Annotated in this window: 17 protein-coding genes; 8 read left to right on the top strand and 9 right to left on the bottom strand. The window is 61.5% G+C overall.

Annotation, left to right across the window (positions count from 1 at the left end):
- Positions 1-223: 223 nt before the first annotated feature.
- A complete protein-coding gene (locus LIY45_RS09765) occupies positions 224-1,075 on the bottom strand; it encodes a helix-turn-helix transcriptional regulator (RefSeq protein ID WP_226476165.1) in 852 nt (283 codons plus the stop codon).
- Positions 1,076-1,183: 108 nt separating this feature from the next.
- On the opposite strand from LIY45_RS09765, the gene LIY45_RS09760 reads away from it, so the two are divergent.
- Entirely contained in the window at positions 1,184-1,594 is a 411-nt protein-coding gene (locus LIY45_RS09760; RefSeq protein ID WP_226476164.1) for a hypothetical protein, read from the top strand.
- Between the two features lie 91 nt (positions 1,595-1,685).
- A complete protein-coding gene (gene glsB, locus LIY45_RS09755) occupies positions 1,686-2,594 on the top strand; it encodes a glutaminase B (protein ID WP_226476163.1) in 909 nt (302 codons plus the stop codon).
- 61 nt (positions 2,595-2,655) lie between these two features.
- Here the strand turns inward: glsB and LIY45_RS09750 are convergent, their stop codons facing one another.
- From LIY45_RS09750 to LIY45_RS09725, 6 genes are all read right to left on the bottom strand, one after another.
- Positions 2,656-3,003, bottom strand: coding sequence for a DUF6124 family protein (locus LIY45_RS09750; protein ID WP_226476162.1), 348 nt, complete (start codon positions 3,001-3,003; stop codon positions 2,656-2,658).
- 321 nt (positions 3,004-3,324) lie between these two features.
- On the bottom strand, positions 3,325-4,047 hold the full coding sequence (gene mddA, locus LIY45_RS09745) for a methanethiol S-methyltransferase (RefSeq protein WP_226476285.1): 723 nt from the start codon (positions 4,045-4,047) through the stop codon (positions 3,325-3,327).
- 146 nt (positions 4,048-4,193) lie between these two features.
- Complete coding sequence (locus tag LIY45_RS09740; protein ID WP_226476161.1) at positions 4,194-5,462, bottom strand: FAD-binding oxidoreductase; 1,269 nt, start codon at positions 5,460-5,462, stop codon at positions 4,194-4,196.
- On the bottom strand, positions 5,459-6,211 hold the full coding sequence (locus tag LIY45_RS09735; RefSeq protein WP_226476160.1) for an amino acid ABC transporter ATP-binding protein: 753 nt from the start codon (positions 6,209-6,211) through the stop codon (positions 5,459-5,461). The genes LIY45_RS09740 and LIY45_RS09735 overlap by 4 nt, the downstream gene beginning before the upstream one ends.
- Positions 6,208-6,876, bottom strand: a complete 669-nt coding sequence (ehuD, locus tag LIY45_RS09730; protein WP_017475082.1) for an ectoine/hydroxyectoine ABC transporter permease subunit EhuD — start codon at positions 6,874-6,876, stop codon at positions 6,208-6,210. Before ehuD ends, LIY45_RS09735 begins: the two co-directional genes overlap by 4 nt.
- Entirely contained in the window at positions 6,873-7,655 is a 783-nt protein-coding gene (locus LIY45_RS09725; RefSeq protein WP_226476159.1) for an ABC transporter substrate-binding protein, read from the bottom strand. Before LIY45_RS09725 ends, ehuD begins: the two co-directional genes overlap by 4 nt.
- A gap of 215 nt (positions 7,656-7,870) precedes the next feature.
- Between LIY45_RS09725 and LIY45_RS09720 the strand changes: the two genes are divergently transcribed.
- Positions 7,871-8,650: an IclR family transcriptional regulator gene (locus LIY45_RS09720; RefSeq protein WP_017475084.1), complete on the top strand. Its 780-nt coding sequence runs from the start codon at positions 7,871-7,873 to the stop codon at positions 8,648-8,650.
- Between the two features lie 209 nt (positions 8,651-8,859).
- On the opposite strand, the gene LIY45_RS09715 is transcribed toward LIY45_RS09720, so the two are convergent.
- Positions 8,860-10,104, bottom strand: coding sequence for a saccharopine dehydrogenase family protein (locus LIY45_RS09715; RefSeq protein WP_017475085.1), 1,245 nt, complete (start codon positions 10,102-10,104; stop codon positions 8,860-8,862).
- 29 nt (positions 10,105-10,133) lie between these two features.
- Complete coding sequence (locus LIY45_RS09710) at positions 10,134-11,231, bottom strand: carboxynorspermidine decarboxylase (RefSeq protein WP_226476158.1); 1,098 nt, start codon at positions 11,229-11,231, stop codon at positions 10,134-10,136.
- A gap of 445 nt (positions 11,232-11,676) precedes the next feature.
- Between LIY45_RS09710 and LIY45_RS09705 the strand changes: the two genes are divergently transcribed.
- The 5 genes from LIY45_RS09705 to LIY45_RS09685 are packed head-to-tail and all read left to right on the top strand — an operon-like array spanning position 11,677 to position 16,326.
- Positions 11,677-12,681, top strand: a complete 1,005-nt coding sequence (locus tag LIY45_RS09705) for a LacI family DNA-binding transcriptional regulator (RefSeq protein ID WP_226476157.1) — start codon at positions 11,677-11,679, stop codon at positions 12,679-12,681.
- A complete protein-coding gene (locus LIY45_RS09700) occupies positions 12,681-13,685 on the top strand; it encodes an ABC transporter substrate-binding protein (RefSeq protein WP_226476156.1) in 1,005 nt (334 codons plus the stop codon). Before LIY45_RS09705 ends, LIY45_RS09700 begins: the two co-directional genes overlap by 1 nt.
- A complete protein-coding gene (locus tag LIY45_RS09695) occupies positions 13,686-14,507 on the top strand; it encodes an ABC transporter permease (RefSeq protein ID WP_017475089.1) in 822 nt (273 codons plus the stop codon).
- A complete protein-coding gene (locus LIY45_RS09690; protein ID WP_017475090.1) occupies positions 14,504-15,298 on the top strand; it encodes an ABC transporter permease subunit in 795 nt (264 codons plus the stop codon). Before LIY45_RS09695 ends, LIY45_RS09690 begins: the two co-directional genes overlap by 4 nt.
- Positions 15,295-16,326, top strand: a complete 1,032-nt coding sequence (locus LIY45_RS09685) for an ABC transporter ATP-binding protein (protein ID WP_226476155.1) — start codon at positions 15,295-15,297, stop codon at positions 16,324-16,326. The genes LIY45_RS09690 and LIY45_RS09685 overlap by 4 nt, the downstream gene beginning before the upstream one ends.
- Positions 16,327-16,331: the final 5 nt, after the last annotated feature.

Here is a 16,331-nt window from a genome sequence, read left to right as displayed (position 1 = left end):
GAATTGAATACGCCAAAACGTGACAAATTTTAACATTCGCCACGTTATTTACAGGGGATAAGGCGGATTTCAGGCGGGTGTTGAAAGCGGATTTCTGGGCAGGAGTATTCATATGCTAGTGCAAATTTTTTAGTGTGCGATAAGTATTTTAGGCGGGTTGATATTTTTTGGCTGGAATGATTTAACCCTTCTAGTCCTTAAGCTCTAAAGAGCTTATACGTGACTATTTATAATAATCCAGCAAGGCGATAGCGGGGGTTGTGTGCTGGGAGATGCTCGCGCGGTCGGCGAGGTAGCGGGCCGGGGGTTGGCCGATGGCCTTGCGGAACATGGTGATAAAGCCGCTGGCGTTTTCATAGCCGAGGTCCAGCGCTACCGTCTGCACGCTTTCGCCTTTCGCCAGGCGCTGCAGTGACAGGATCACATGCAGCTGCCGGCGCCAGCGGCCGAAACTCAGGCCAATCTCCTCCAGCAACAGCCGGGTCATGCTGCGTTCGCTCATGCCGATGCGCACGGCCCATTCACCCAGGGTGGCCTTGTCGCTGGGGTTGGCCAGCAAACTGTCGGCCAGGCGCCGCAGCCGAGTGTCCCGGGGCATGGGCAGGTGCAGGGCCTCCACCGGCGCCAGCGCCAGTTCGTCCAGCAGTGTGGCCACCAACCGGCCTTGGGCGCCTTCGGTGTCGTACAGCGGCGGGAAGCTGACGGTCTTGCTGATCAATTCGTGTAACAACGGCGATACCGCCAGCGTGCAGCATTGCTGTGGCAGGGCACCGGCAGCGTCCGGGTCGACCAGCAGGCAGTAGACATCCGCCGCTCCCGACCCGCGTGCGGCATGGGAAAGTCCGCCGGGAATCCATAGTGCGCACTGGGGTGGCACGATCCAGATACCTTCTTCGATGACGCAATGGATCACCCCGCGCAACGTGTACATCAACTGACCCTTGCGATGCTGGTGCGGTGCGTGCTCCCAACTGGCAGAAGTGCTCGAGGCGCTCACCGCGACCACGGCACGGGGAATCGCATCGGCAAGGGCCGGGCGCAATGGGTCACGGGTTTCGAGGCGGTGCTTGTACATGGTGGGGGGCGTCGTGGCTGGATTGCGAAACATTCTGGCCATTCTGTGCAATGGCGTCCAGTGATGGCATGGTTACTATGAGAAACATTCTCGTTAAAGGAGCTTCCCATGCAACTCGACAGTTCAGCATTCCCCGTGGTGAAAATCGTGTTTGACGCCCCCAGCGACACGCCATCGCACGACACTTTTGGGGCCTTCGAGGCCTTGTTGCAGCGCGAAGAACCCTTCGTACTGCTGCATGAAAAAGCCGTCGACGAAAGCGCTCACGAGCACTCCCATGAAGAGCGCAAACAAGCTTCTATCTGGATGAAGAAGAACAAGGCGGCCCTGCGTGCTTTCGTTAAAGGCATGATCCAGGTCGAGCCCAGCGCGGCCAAACGCCTGGCGCTCAAGCCGTTTGCGGTGACGTTTGGCAAGGCGTGGGGTTACCCGTTGCTGGTAGTTGAGTCCACGGATCAGGCCTGGGCATTGGCGCGGGACGTGCTGGATACCCAGGTGTCGGATGTGGCGCATTATTGAGGCGAGGGCGGGGCTTTATTCAAGCCCCGGCGTTTCAGGTATCCTCCGCGCCCCGCTCAACAACTATTCCCAAACCATGCCAGAACACAACATGCAGGCCCTTTTGGAGTCGATCCTCGACGAAGTCCGTCCACTGATCGGCCTCGGCAAGGTCGCCGATTACATCCCCGCATTGGCCGACGTACCGGCGCAGCAACTGGGCATTGCCGTGTATGGCAATGACGGCTCGTTCTACTGCGCGGGTGATGCTCACACCCTGTTCTCCATACAAAGCATCTCCAAGGTGTTCAGCCTGGTGCAGGCCATCGACCATGGCGGCGAAAGCATCTGGGAACGCCTGGGTCACGAACCGTCGGGGCAACCGTTCAACTCCATGGTGCAACTGGAGTTTGAGCGCGGCCGGCCACGCAACCCGTTTATCAACGCCGGTGCGCTGGTGATTTGCGACATCAACCAGTCGCGCTTTGCCGTGCCGATTTTGTCCATGCGTGATTTTGTGCGGCGGCTGTCGGGCAATCCGCAGATCCTGGTCAACAGCGTCGTGGCTGAATCCGAAGCCCAGCACGGCGCGCGCAATGCGGCCATGGCGTACCTGATGAAGTCGTTCGGTAACTTCCACAATGATGTGGATGCAGTGCTGCACAGCTACTTCAACTACTGCGCCTTGCAGATGAGCTGCCTGGATTTGGCCAAGGCGTTTTGCTTCCTGGCGAATGAGGGCGTGTGCACCCACAGCGGTGAGCAGATTCTGACGGCGCGGCAGACCAAGCAGGTGAACTCGATCATGGCCACCAGCGGGCTGTATGACGAGGCGGGGAATTTTGCTTATCGCGTTGGCTTGCCGGGCAAGAGCGGGGTAGGCGGCGGAATTCTCGCGGTGGTGCCGGGGCAGTTTACGGTGTGCGTGTGGTCGCCGGAGTTGAATCCGGCGGGCAATTCGCTGGCGGGGATGAAAGCGTTGGAGTTGTTGAGTGAGCGGATCGGGTGGTCGGTTTTTTGAAGAGACTTGATCGCTCCCACGCTCTGCGTGGGAGCGCTGCCCTGGACGCTCTGCGTCCCGCTTAGCGCGGGCTATTTTCCGCGCATCTATCCAGCGCTCTGTCGACCAGCATCTGTGCACCTTCCAACATCCGGCAAATGCCCAGCGCCACATTGCGCTGTGTACCGTCGACTTCGAAGGCCAGGTGAGCGGCGATGACATTGATCGACGCCAGGTCCTGCGAGGCATTGGCCAGCAAGGTTTCCGTGTCCAGGTCCGTACGCACGGTAAATAATCCATCGAACGGTAGCTCGGCGGGTTCAGGTGTCTGGGGTTGGGCGTCAGGTTTCAAATAGTGATGGATGGCGCGGTAAGCGGCTTCTTGAAGCCGGTCGGCATGATTCGGGGGATTTGGACTGTCTTTAATCATGGTGTAGCTCCGTCGATAAGTGGAGCCACCACCGTTCGCGGTCAAACGAGGAGGGTGGCAGCTGTACGCGGGTTGACCGACCGGTTATCAACGAACCCGGCATACCCGAAGGTATCCCGCGCACAGCCGCCGCGACACGATAACTCAGGCACAAAAAAAACGCCTGAAATAGGTGTTGGGCGTTGCAGTCGTTGATTGGTCGGACGGTCAAATCCGGTCGCTGAATTGGCAGCGACGGCGAAGGTTAATCAGCCCCCGTCCGACCGACAACCTGAAACGGTTGTCGGAAAAATCCGAGCACGTCTCCCTGAGCTTTGACCTTCACGGCTGGCCTTTCCGGCGCCACGGCAGCACCATGCCGACCTCTTTCTGATAGCGCCGGTAAGTCTCCCCAAACAGTGCCACCAGGTCCTTTTCTTCAAGGTGCGCCCCGATGAAGAGGTAGGCGGTGAAGGCCAGGGCGAACAGCAGATGCCCCGCGGTCATGTCCGGGGTCGCCCAGAAGGCAATCAGGAACCCCAGGTAAAGCGGGTGACGAACGATCTTGTACAGCGCCGGTGTCTTGAACGGTTGGGCTTGCGGCGCAATGCCTCGAAGGTTATCAAGCGCCTGCCTGAGGCCGAACAGCTCGAAATGGCTGATCAGCAATGTCGCCACAAAAACCACTGCCCAACCTATCCAGAACACACCGGTTATCAACGCCCTTGCGAGCGGCGACTCCACCGTCCAGACAGAAACGGTAATGGGCCGCCACAGCCAGAAGAGCAGCACGAGTGTCAGGCTGCTGATCAACACATAGGTGGAGCGCTCAATGGCGGTCGGCATGAGCCGGGTCAGGCGCGCCTTGAACCCTTTGCGGGCCATGACCGAATGCTGGACGGCAAACAGGGTGATCAGGCCGATGTTGGCCAACGCCGCCAGGGGCCAGTCGAGGGTGACGCCGTCATCAATATGCTTGGGCACGAACAGGCGACCAAGAAAACCGATCAAGTACACCACGCTGATCAAAAAAATCCCGTAGCTGACGGCGCTATAGAGCAGCATGGCCAGGCGTGCTGCCCTACCGTTTGGGGATGTTCCACTGTTCACGGACAACTCCTTTCGTACATGTTGGGTCAACACGCAAGGATGGATGTAGTAATCGTTGCCGGACAGGGTTGGGGGCGTGACACAAGCGCGCCCCCACGTCCTCAGCTCACATTCAAACGATCGAGCAAGCTGTACCACGCCACGCCCGCGCCGATGTAGAACCGCTGCAATCCATGCAAGGGTAGTCGCTGCAGTGGCGTGACTGGATAAGAAAAATCCGAACGGCTGTCACACAAGCGCCCCGCCACTTGCTGGCCCAGGCTGGTACACAACGCAATCCCGCGCCCGTTGCAGCCCAGCGCCAGGGTCAAGCCGGGTGCGGGCTCATGAACGTGGGGCATAAAGTCCCGGGTGATCGCGATCCGTCCTGCCCAGCGGTACTCGAAATCCAGCTTGCCCAACTGCGGGAACAACAACGCCAGGGAGCGTTCCAGGTGCGCAAAGTCCGCTGGCCCGGTGGGGTCTTCGAACAACCCGCGCCCGCCCATCAGCAGGCGACCATGGGCATCCTTGCGGAAGTACAGCAGCAGGCGTTGGGCGGTTGAGACGGTTTCCTGCCCGGGCAAAATGCTTTCTGCCGCAGCCCCGCTCAAGGGCCGGGTGGCGACGATAAAACTGTTGGCCGCGAGCACGCTCTGGGCCATGCCGGGCCACAAGTCGCCGCTGTAGCCGTTGGTGGCCAGTACCACTTGGCCCGCCGACACCTGTGGGCCGTTGGCGGTCTGCAACTTCCAGCCAGCCCCCGCCTGTTGCATCGCAGTCACCGCGCTTTGCCCGTGAATGCGTACGCCCGCCGCCTGGGCTGCACGCACCAGGCCGCGCGCATAGGCCAGGGGTTGAATGGCACCGGCGCGACCGTCCAGCCAGCCGCCGGCAAACGCCTGGCTGCCCATGCGGGCGGACACCGCTCGGGCATCGAGGCGCTGCACCGGCACCCCGCGACGCTCCCATTGTTCGGCCCGGGCATGCAGGCCCGCCACGCCTTTTTCGGAATAGGAAACCTGCATCCAGCCTTTGCGCGTGGGGGCGCAGTCGATGCCATGGCGTTCGATCAGGTTGAACACCAGGTCTGCCGAGTTGGACACGGTGTTGATCAGCGGCTCGGCGCGCTCGGCACCGTACCTCTGCACCAGTTGATCCGGGTCGTATTTGAGCGTTGGGTTGACCTGCCCGCCATTGCGCCCGGACGCGCCCCAGCCGGGTTCGTTGGCTTCCAGCACGCACACGCTCACGCCACGTTCCGCCAGGTGCAGGGCCGTGGACAAACCGGTATACCCGGCGCCGACGATGGCCACGTCCACCTTCAACGACTCAGCCAGCGCGGGTGTTGGCGGTGCAGCGGGCGCCGTCGCCGCCCAGAGTGACTTCATGACAGGCTCCGGGTGTTGGCGGTGGGATGCAGCACGCGGCGCAGGAAGTCCTGGGTGCGCGGCTGTTGCGGGTTGCCCAGCACCTGCTCGGCCGGCCCGCTCTCGACGATGTAGCCGCCGTGCAGAAAGCACACGCGGTCGGCCACTTCTCGGGCAAAGCCCATTTCGTGGGTCACCACAATCATGGTCATGCCCTCATCGGCCAGGGTGCGCATCACCTCCAGCACGTCGCCCACCAGCTCCGGGTCGAGGGCCGAGGTGGGCTCGTCGAACAGCATGGCGTCGGGCTTCATCGCCAGTGCGCGGGCGATGGCCACCCGCTGTTGCTGGCCGCCGGAGAGTTGTTCCGGGTAGGCATCGGCCTTGGCCGACAGGCCGACTTTATCCAGCAACGCCAAGGCCTCCTCCCGGGCCTGTTTCAGCGGTTCGCCTTTGACGTACACCGGGCCTTCCATCACGTTTTCCAGCACGGTGCGATGGGGGAACAGGTTGAAGCGCTGGAACACCATGCCCATGCGGCTACGCAGGGCGTGCACGGTCTTGTTGCCACGTTGCACGGTCTCGCCGAATACGCGGATGGTGCCACCGTCGTAGGCTTCCAGGGCGTTGATGCAGCGCAACAAGGTGGATTTGCCCGAGCCGGACGGACCGATCAGGCACACCACTTCGCCCTTGGCCACGTCCAGGTCGACGCCGTGCAGCACACGATGGGTGCCGTAGTGTTTTTGCAGTTGGCGAATCTCGATCATGCTTTTTTCCTCCGGCCCAGGTGCTGTTCCATGCGGCGCAGGCCATACACCAGCGGCAGGCTCATCAGCAGGTAGAGCAGGGCGACCAGGGTGTAGACGGTCATGTTCTGGAAGGTGGACGAGGCGATCAGTTGCCCCTGGCGCGTCATCTCGGCCACGGTGATGGTCGATACCAGGGACGAGTCCTTGAGCATCATCACCAGGGTGTTGCCATAGGGCGGCAGCGCGATGCGAAAGGCCTGGGGCAGGATCACCCGGCGCATCATCAGCACCGAGCGCATGCCCAGGGCTTCGGCGGCTTCACGCTGGCCTTGCTCCACGGCAATGATGCCGGTACGGAAGTTTTCTGCCTGGTACGCCGAGTAGGCGATGCCCATGCCGATCACGCCCGCCTGGAACGCGCTGAGGTGCACGCCCATGTCCGGCAACACGAAGTAGATGTAGAACAGCTGCACGATGATCGGCAGGCCGCGAATCACATTGATCACGGTGCTCGCTGCCCACGACAGCGCACGGATCGGCGACAGCTTGAGCAACGCCAGCACCAGGCCAATCGCGCTGCTGAGCAGGAACGACAACACGGTGATCTGAATCGTCACCCAGGCGCCCTGCAGCAGGATCGGCAGGAAGTCCCGGGCGTTTTGCAGGAATTCAGCCGGGTTCATGGCTGCACCTGGGCATCAAGCCCCCACTTCTTGAGGATCGCCTCCAGGGTGCCGTCGGCCTTGATGCTGGCGATGGCCTGGTTCAGGCGGGCGAGGGTTTCGCTGTCGCCCTTGCGCACCACCAGGCATACCTCACCGACGTTGACCGGCTTGTAGTCGGCGGCAAGCTTCACGCCTTTGAACAGTTTTTGGCGGATCTGGTAGGCCACCACCGGATGGTCACCCACCGCGGCCTTGATGCGGCCCAGGCTCAGGTCGCGGACCATTTCGCCGATGGAGTCGTAGGTGCGGATTTCCTTGAAGATCCCCAGCTTGTTGAGCATGTCGTAGAAGATCGTGCCGGCTTGTACGCCGACCACTTGGTCCTTCAAGGAACTGAGGTCGGCATAGGTCGCGTTGTCGTCCGCACTCACGATCAGGCCTTCGCCGTAGGCGTACACCGGTGCGCTGAAGTCCACCACCTGGGCGCGCTCTGGGGTCTTGAGCATGCCGGCGGCGATGAAGTCGAGCTTGCCGGAGGTCAGTGACGGGATCAGCGCGGCAAAGTTGGTCTGCTCGATTTCACTGGTGAAGCCACCGGCCTTGCCCACAGCATTGGCGACGTCGACCATCACGCCCTGGATGCTGTTGCTCTTGATATCGAGGAAGGTGAACGGCGAACCGCTGGCCGTTGCACCGACTTTGTACGAGGCCGCACCGGCGGCGTGCACGCTTGCCACGCAAAAGGTAGCGCAGAGACCGAAGGCGAGGCGGCGAAACAAGGGCGAAAGACTGTTCATCGGGTTACTCCAGAAGGAAAACGGATCGTCAGTACCGCGAGCGGTTACAGAGCAAACCGCAAGCTTTGTGCCATTTCGATTCAATAAAATCGTTTTACGGTATAGAAAATCGACAAAATGAACCATTCGTATCGATATGCGATTTTAAGTAGTCGAATTTGGCCATTTGGTGTAGAAATATCGCCACGCTTGATCGACCTGACCGCGAGTTCGCCATGTCTGAAGAACGCAACAGCTTGCACAACCAATCCCTGGAAAAAGGCCTGTCGGTGCTCAAGGCATTCAGCGCACAGCGCCGCAGCATGAGCCTTGCAGAGGTGGCCGAGGCCGCCGGCATGACCAAAAGTTCGGCCCAGCGCATGGTGTTTACCCTGGAGAGTCTGGGTTACCTTCGGAAACACTCGCGCACGCGCCATTACCAACTCACACCGCGGGTGCTGGAGTTGGGCTTCAGTTATCTGGATGCGCATTCGTTGATTGAGGTGGCCAACCCGTTCCTCTCGGAATTGACCCGCCTGACCGGAGAAACCTCCTGCCTGACCGAGCCTGCGGGTTACGACATGACCTATATCGCGCGGTTTGTCAGCGCGGGCTTTGTGCCGGTGCACATGCCGATTGGCTCGCGGGTGCCGATGTACTGCACGGCGTCGGGGCGGGCGTATTTGAGTGCGTTGCCGCAGGATGAGGCGTTGGTGTTGATTGAGAACAGCCAGCGGGTGGCCCATACCAGCCAGACATTGACTGAGGTCGACAGGATCATGGCGTCGTTGCAGCAGGTGCGCGAGCAGGGTTATGCGGTGAATGGCCAGGAACTGTTCCTGGGCGACATGACCATCGGCGCGCCGGTGCTGGGGGCGAATGGCCGGCCGGTGGCGGCGGTGCATGTGGTGGCGCCCACCAGTCGGTGGAGCCGGGCGGATGCGGAGAAGCAGTTGGCGCCGGCGTTGTTGCAGTGTTCAAGGGCGTTGAGCAATTCGGCGCGCAACCTTGAATAGATAAACTATCGAACAAACAACACGGTCAGTGTGGGAGCTGGCTTGCCTGCGATAGCGGTGGTTCCGTTAGCCCATGCGGTTCTGACCCACCGCTATCGCAGGCAAGCCAGCTCCCACATTTGATTTTCATTGTGTTTGAGGTTTGGGTTGGCCCCAACAAAAAATGCGCCCCTTCGGGCGCATTTTTTTGTTCGGTCAACGATCGCCTATCAGGCAATTGCATCCCAGGCACGGTCACCGTTCTCGTCTTTGATCCGAGTCGGCAAGCCCATCACGTCCAGCGCTTTCAGGAACGGCTCAGCCGGCAGTTCCTCGACGTTGGCCATGTGCTTCACGTCCCACTCGCCACGGGCAACCAGCAGCGCTGCGGCCACAGGTGGCACGCCAGCGGTGTAGGAGATGCCCTGGCTGTCGGTTTCGGCGAAGGCTTCTTCGTGGCAGGCCACGTTGTAGATGAACAGCTCGCGTGGCTGGCCATCCTTGGTGCCCTTGACCAGGTCGCCGATGCAGGTCTTGCCGGTGTAGCCCGGTGCCAGCGACGACGGGTCGGGCAGCACGGCCTTGACCAGTTTCAGCGGCACGACTTCCAGGCCTTCGGCGGTGGTGACCGGTTTTTCGGAGAGCAGGCCGAGGTTTTTCAGCACGGTGAACACGTTGATGTAGTGTTCGCCGAAGCTCATCCAGAAACGCACATTGGGCACGTCGAGGTTTTTCGACAGCGAGTGCACTTCATCGTGGCCGGTCAGGTACAGGTTCTGCGAACCAACCACAGGCAGGTCGTCGGTACGTTTGACTTCGAACATGGTGTTGCTGGTCCACTGGCTGTTCTGCCAGCTCCACACCTGTCCGGTGAATTCGCGGAAGTTGATTTCCGGGTCGAAATTGGTGGCGAAGTATTTGCCATGGGAGCCGGCATTGACGTCGAGAATGTCGATCGAATCAATGCGGTCGAAATGCTTTTGCTGCGCCAGCGCGGCATACGCGTTGACGACACCCGGGTCGAAGCCCACGCCGAGAATGGCCGTGATGTTCTTCTGTTTGCACTCTTCCAGGTGGTTCCATTCGTAGTTGCCGTACCACGGCGGGGTCTCGCAGACCTTGCCCGGCTCTTCGTGGATGGCGGTGTCGAGGTACGCCACGCCCGTGTCGATGCAGGCACGCAGTACCGACATGTTGAGGAACGCGGAACCGACGTTGATGACGATCTGCGATTCGGTTTCGCGGATCAGTGCCTTGGTCGCTTCCACGTCCAAAGCGTTCAGCGCAAAGGCTTGAATCTGGGCGGGTACCTTGAGGCTACCCTTGGCCTTGACGCTGTCGATGATGGCCTGGCATTTGGAGATGTTGCGCGACGCGATAGCAATACGACCGAGTTCGTCGTTGTGCTGCGCGCACTTGTGGGCCACCACCTTGGCGACACCTCCTGCACCAATGATAAGAACGTTCTTTTTCAATTGCTTTATCTCTCCTTTATCTGTCCGCTTTACGAAAGGCTGGACAGGTAGTCGTCGTAACCAAATTCACGAACCACTTCGACTGTACCGTCGAGTTGTTTCACTACGATGGACGGCATTTTCAGGCCGTTGAACCAGTTTTTCTTGACCATGGTGTAGCCTGCCGTGTCGATGAACGACAGTCGATCGCCGATGGCCAGCGGCTGATCAAATTGGTACTCACCGAAGATGTCCCCGGCCAGGCACGACTTGCCGCACACCATGTAGGTGTGTTCACCATTGCTTGGCGCCAGCTTGGCGTTCAGGCGATAGATCAGCAGGTCCAGCAGGTGGGCTTCGATGGAGCTGTCTACCACGGCGAGGTTCTTGCCGTTGTAGAGGGTGTCGAGCACGGTCACTTCCAGGGAGGCGCTGTGGGTGATCGCCGCTTCGCCGGGCTCCAGGTACACCTGCACGTCGTACTTCTGCGAGAACGCCTTGAGGCGCTGGCAGAAGGCGTCGATGGCATAGCCTTCACCGGTAAAGTGGATGCCGCCGCCGAGGCTGACCCAGTTGACCTTGTGCAGCAGCGCGCCGAAGCGTTCTTCGATGGTGTTGAGCATCTGGTCGAACAGGTTGAAGTCACCGTTCTCGCAGTTGTTGTGGAACATGAAACCGGAGATCTGCTCGATCACACCTTCGATCTTCACCGGGTCCCACTCGCCCAAACGGCTGAACGGGCGCGCCGGGTCGGCCAGCAGGTAGTCGGAGCTGCTCACCTGCGGGTTGACGCGCAGGCCGCGGGTCTTGCCTTCGCTGCGCTCGGCAAAGCGCTGCAGCTGGCTGATGGAGTTGAAGATGATCTTGTCGCAGTTATCCAGCATCTCTTCGATTTCATCGTCGGCCCAGGCCACGCTGTAGGCGTGAGCTTCACCTTCGAACTTCTGGCGACCCAGCTTCAGCTCGTACAACGACGACGAGGTGGTGCCGTCCATGTATTCCTGCATCAGGTCGAACACCGACCAGGTGGCGAAACACTTGAGGGCCAGCAAAGCCTTGGCGCCGGACTGTTCGCGCACGTAGGCGATCTTCTGCATGTTGACCAGAAGCTTCTGTTTGTCGATGAGGTAGTACGGCGTTTTGATCATTTTCAGAGCCTGCGGCGGTGCCTGCCAAAAAAGGACACGCATTGTGCCCGCACTTGGGACAGATCGAAAGGTTAGTCAGCGGAATTTGCTGGCCCGGTTATAAGCTGGCCTGTGAATATGACAGCCCGTAGGTATGATGAGCCGCTTTGATAACGGACCACGGCTTCGGCGACGAGAGGTGAGAATGGACGCTGCATCTGTGATCGTTCCCACGCTCTGCGTGGGAATGCCGCCTCGGACGCTCTGCGTCCATCGGGTGCTGCAAGGTTCAAGTCTTGCGCAGTGGTGACGCGGAGCGTCACGGGATGCATTCCCACGCAGAGCGTGGGAACGATCAAACTCGACAGCTCCCACACTGACATCAAACCGTCATCTCCCCATCGCCTGACTGCCACATTCCCCCGTTACTGTCCTCGCCAATGAGATCGATCTCAAGCGAGTGACAATGACTGATTTGAAAGACGTAGCGCGGTTGGCCGGCGTATCCCGCGCCACCGCCGCCCGCACCTTTGCCTCCCCGGAACAAGTGCGCCCGGCCACCCGTGAACAGGTATTCGCCGCCGCCCGGGAGCTGGGCTTCAGGCCCAACCTGCTGGGCCGCCAACTGCGCCTGCAAACCACCAACCTGATCGGCGTGGTGGTGCCCAACCTGCTGAACCCGGTGTTCGCCGAGCAGTTCCAGGCCATGGAGCGCGCCGCACGGCTGCGTGGCTATAACCTGTTGCTGGCCACCACCGACTACAGCGCCGAGCGCGAAAGCAGTGTGGTGGAAGAGCTGCTGCGCCAGCGTGTCGATGGTTTGGTGCTGACCGTCACCGACGCCGAAAGCAACAGCGTGCTCCACAGCCTGGCCACGGAAGAAACGCCGTTCGTGCTGGCCTACCACCAACCCGATAACCCCAACTACAGCGCCGTCTCGGTGGACAACCGCGCCGGCATGGCCCTCGCTACCCGTTATCTGCTGGAAGCGGGCCATCGGCGGATCGCCATGGTCGCCGGCCCCGCGTTGCAGTCCGACCGCGCCCGCCTGCGTTATGCCGGGTATTGCGATGCCATGGGCGAGTACGGTCTCGATAGTCAGCCAGTGATTGAGATGCCGGCCCATACCCAGGCCGAATTCACCGCCATCGAACCCTTCCTGCAAGGCCCGCAGGCCCCCACAGCGCTGGTCTGCTCCAACGATTTTCTCGCCATCAGCCTGATCGCCGAACTGCGTCGCCACGCCTGGAACGTGCCCGAACAACTTTCGGTGATGGGGTTTGACGGTATTTCCCTGGGCACCCAGATGCACCCGACGCTGTGCAGCGTGGTGCAGCCCATCGCGCTGTTGGCCAGCACCGTGATCGACCAACTGCTGGCGCAAATCGCCGGCAACGCGCCGACTTCCCACTGCCTGCCGTGCCATGTCCGGCCGGGCGAAAGTACCCAACCCCATAAAGGAGACGCTTGATGAGCATGCTCAGTAAAACCCTGGCGGCATTGCTGCTGTGCGGCACGGCCAGCCTGGCCCAGGCTGCGGACACCGCGATTTGCTACAACTGCCCGCCAGACTGGGCGGACTGGGGCACGCAACTCAAGGCCATCGCAGCGACCACCGGCGTGCAGGTGCCGCTGGATAACAAGAACTCCGGCCAGTCCCTGGCGCAGTTGGTGGCCGAGAAAGCCGCGCCGGTGGCCGATGTCGTCTACTACGGCGTGACGTTCGGCCTGCAAGCGCAGAAGGCCGGGGTGGTGGAGGGCTACAAACCCAAAGGCTGGGAGCAGATTCCCGCCGGCCTGAAAGACCCGGACGGCCAGTGGTTCGCGATTCACTCCGGCACCCTGGGCATCATGGTCAACGTTGATGCCCTGGGCGGGCTGCCGGTGCCGCAAAGCTGGGCCGACCTGCTCAAGCCTGAGTACAAAGGCATGGTGGGTTACCTCGACCCGTCCAGCGCTTTTGTCGGCTACGTCTCGGCGGTGGCGATCAACCGCGCCCTGGGCGGCGACCTCGATAACTTCGCCCCGGCCATCGACTACTTCCAGAAGCTGGCGAAAAACGCCCCCATCGTGCCCAAGCAAACCGCCTATGCGCGGGTGCTCTCCGGCGAGTTGCCGATCCTGGTGGACTACGACTTCAACGCCTACCGCGCCCGCTACAAGGACAACGCCAACGTCGCCTTCGTGATTCCCAAGGAAGGCAGCATCAGCGTGCCGTACGTGATGAGCCTGGTGGCGAACGCACCCCATCGTGCCAACGGTGAAAAGGTCCTGGACTTCGTCCTGTCCGATGCGGGCCAGGCGCTCTGGGCCAAGGCCTACCTGCGCCCGGTCCGGCCCGTGAAGATGCCGGCGGACGTCGCCGCGCAGTTTCTGCCGGACAGCGACTACGCCCGGGCCGGCGTAGTGGATTACCAAAAAATGGCCGCTGTGCAGGAAGCCTTCGCCGCGCGTTACCTGAGTGAGGTCAAGTAAGTGAAGGCACTCTTGCGGCCAAATCCCGCCTGGGCGCTGGCCCCGGCGTTTGCGGTGCTGCTCGCGTTCTGGTTGTTGCCGTTGGCGCACCTGATGGTGCTGGGCGGTGAACGCCGCGACAGCCACGGCAGCGGTTACTGGCAGGTCCTGAGCAGCGCGCAATACCTGGGCAGCCTGGCGCAAACCTGCGTGCTCGCGGTGCTGGTGACGTTGGCGGCGCTGCTGGTGGGCGGCATCGCCGGTGTGTTTCTCGCCCGCCAGCAATTCTTCGGGCGTTCGGCGCTGGTGGCGTTGTTGACGTTTCCCTTGGCGTTCCCCGGTGTGGTGGTGGGCTTCCTGGTGATCCTGCTGGCGGGTCGACAAGGCTTGTTTGCCGCACTCGGGCTTCAGTTGGCCGGTGAACGCTGGATCTTTGCCTATTCATTGGCAGGGTTGTTTGTCGGCTACCTGTACTTCTCGATTCCACGGGTGATCCTCACGGTGATGGCGGCCTGTGAAAGCCTCGATCGCAGCCTGGAGGAAGCGGCCCATTCACTGGGGGCCGGGCATTGGCGGGTGGTGTGCGACGTGATCGTGCCGGGCCTGGCGCCGGCGTTGGCCTCCTGCGGGGCGATCTGTTTTGCCACGTCCATGGGCGCCTTCGGCACGGCGTTCACCCTGGGCACGCGGCTGAACGTGACGCCCGTCGCTATCTATAACGTGTTCACCAACTACGCCAACTTTGCGGTAGCCGCGGCACTCTCCGTGGTGCTCGGCGCGGTGACCTGGGCCGTGTTGTTGCTGACGCGGCGCCTGGTGAAAAACGCGGGGACTGTCCTGTGAAGCGCTCATCGCTGTTTGTCATCCAGTTGCTGTTTACCTTGCTGGTCTGCGCCTTCATGTTGGTGCCGGTGTTGATGTCATTGCTGGCGGGGCTGACGCGCAACTTCTTCGTCGGCCTGTCCAGCGGCCTGACGTTCGACTGGTTGATTCAGGTCTGGCAGGCCTACTCGCCGACGGTCTGGCTCTCGCTGCAACTGGCCCTGGCCTGCGCGGTGTGCGTCTGTGTGATCGGCGTGCCGGCGGCGTACGCCCTGGTGCGCATGAACAACCGCTTCAGCCGCGCCTTCGAGGAATTGATGGTGCTGCCGGTGGCCATGCCCGGTCTGGCCAGTGCCCTGGCGTTGTTGCTGACCTACGGCCAGTTCGGTGGGTTTCGCAGCAGCTGGTTGTTCATCCTGGTGGGGCACGTGTTGTTCACCTTGCCGTTCCTGGTGCGCCCGGTGATGGCGGTGATGCAACGCCAGCAGTTGCCGGTGCTGGAAGAGGCCGCTGCGAGCCTGGGAGCCGGTCCCCTGCGACGCTTCTTCAGCGTGGTAGTGCCCAATTGCCGGGCGGGGATTCTCGCCGGGGTGCTGATGGTCGTGACCCTGTCCCTGGGGGAGTTCAACCTGACCTGGATGCTCCATACGCCGATGACCAAGACCTTGCCCGTCGGCCTTGCCGACAGCTACGCCTCGGCCCGCCTGGAAATCGCCAGCGCCTACACCCTTATCTTTTTGCTGATGATCGTGCCGCTGCTGATTGCGTTGCAGGCCATCAGCGCTCGTCTGTCCCGTGGAGAGCGTCGATGACCGCTATCACCATTCGCCTGAAGGGTTGCCGCAAGGCATTCGCCGACGGCACCGTTGCCGTGCAGAACCTCGACCTGACCATCGAGGGCGGCGAAACCCTGGCCATTCTGGGCCCGTCCGGTTGCGGCAAAACCACCACCTTGCGCTTGATCGCCGGCCTTGAGCGTCCCGATGCAGGCCAGGTTTTTTTCGGTGATACCGACGTCACCCGCCTGCCCATCGAGCGGCGTGATGTGGGCATGGTGTTCCAGAATTACGCCTTGTTCCCCAACCTGGATGTGGCCGGCAATATCGTCTACGGCCTGAAAATTCGCGGCGTCGCGCCGGCAGAGCGCAACAAGCGCTGTGACGAACTGCTGGAGTTGGTGGGCCTGCAGAACCACGGCAAGCGCAGCATCCATGAACTGTCCGGCGGTCAGCGTCAGCGTGTGGCACTGGCCCGCGCCTTGGCGCCTCGACCCAAAGTGCTGTTGCTGGATGAGCCGTTGGCCGCCCTCGATGCACAGTTGCGTGAACGCCTGCGCAGTGAGCTGGATCAGCTATTGCGCGGCCTCGGCATCACCTCGGTGTTCGTCACCCACGATCAGGGCGAAGCCATGGCCCTGGGAGATCGCATCCTCGTGATGGAGCAGGGGCGTATCGCGCAACTGGCCAGCCCGCGGGAGATCTACCAGCAGCCGGCCAACGCGTTTGTTGCAGGCTTTGTGGGCAACCTGAATGCCTTTTCGGTGGTTGATCGCACGGCCCATGGCTTGAAAGTGTGCGGCGGCGAACTGCCGTGGCACGAAGCCCATCTGCCGGCCACCGTGTACTGCCGCCCCGAGCACCTGCGGGTGATGGAGAGCGAAGGGCACCTGCACGGGCATTTGCTGGCGCAGTTTTTCCAGGGCGCCCAAAGCCGCCTGCTGGTGGATGTCGGTGGCCCGCAACCGTTGCTGGTGGACAGCAGCGACAACCAGCTTCATGCCGTCGGCGCGCCGATTGCCCTGGCCATCGCCCCGCACAAGCTGTTCACCCTGCATGCCTGACTTCA

The organism is Pseudomonas sp. MWU16-30323, assembly GCF_020515595.1.
Taxonomy (GTDB): Bacteria; Pseudomonadota; Gammaproteobacteria; order Pseudomonadales; family Pseudomonadaceae; genus Aquipseudomonas; species Aquipseudomonas yamanorum.
The sequence above is the reverse complement of the archived record's forward strand: the minus strand, read 5'-3'. Positions and strand labels throughout refer to the sequence as shown.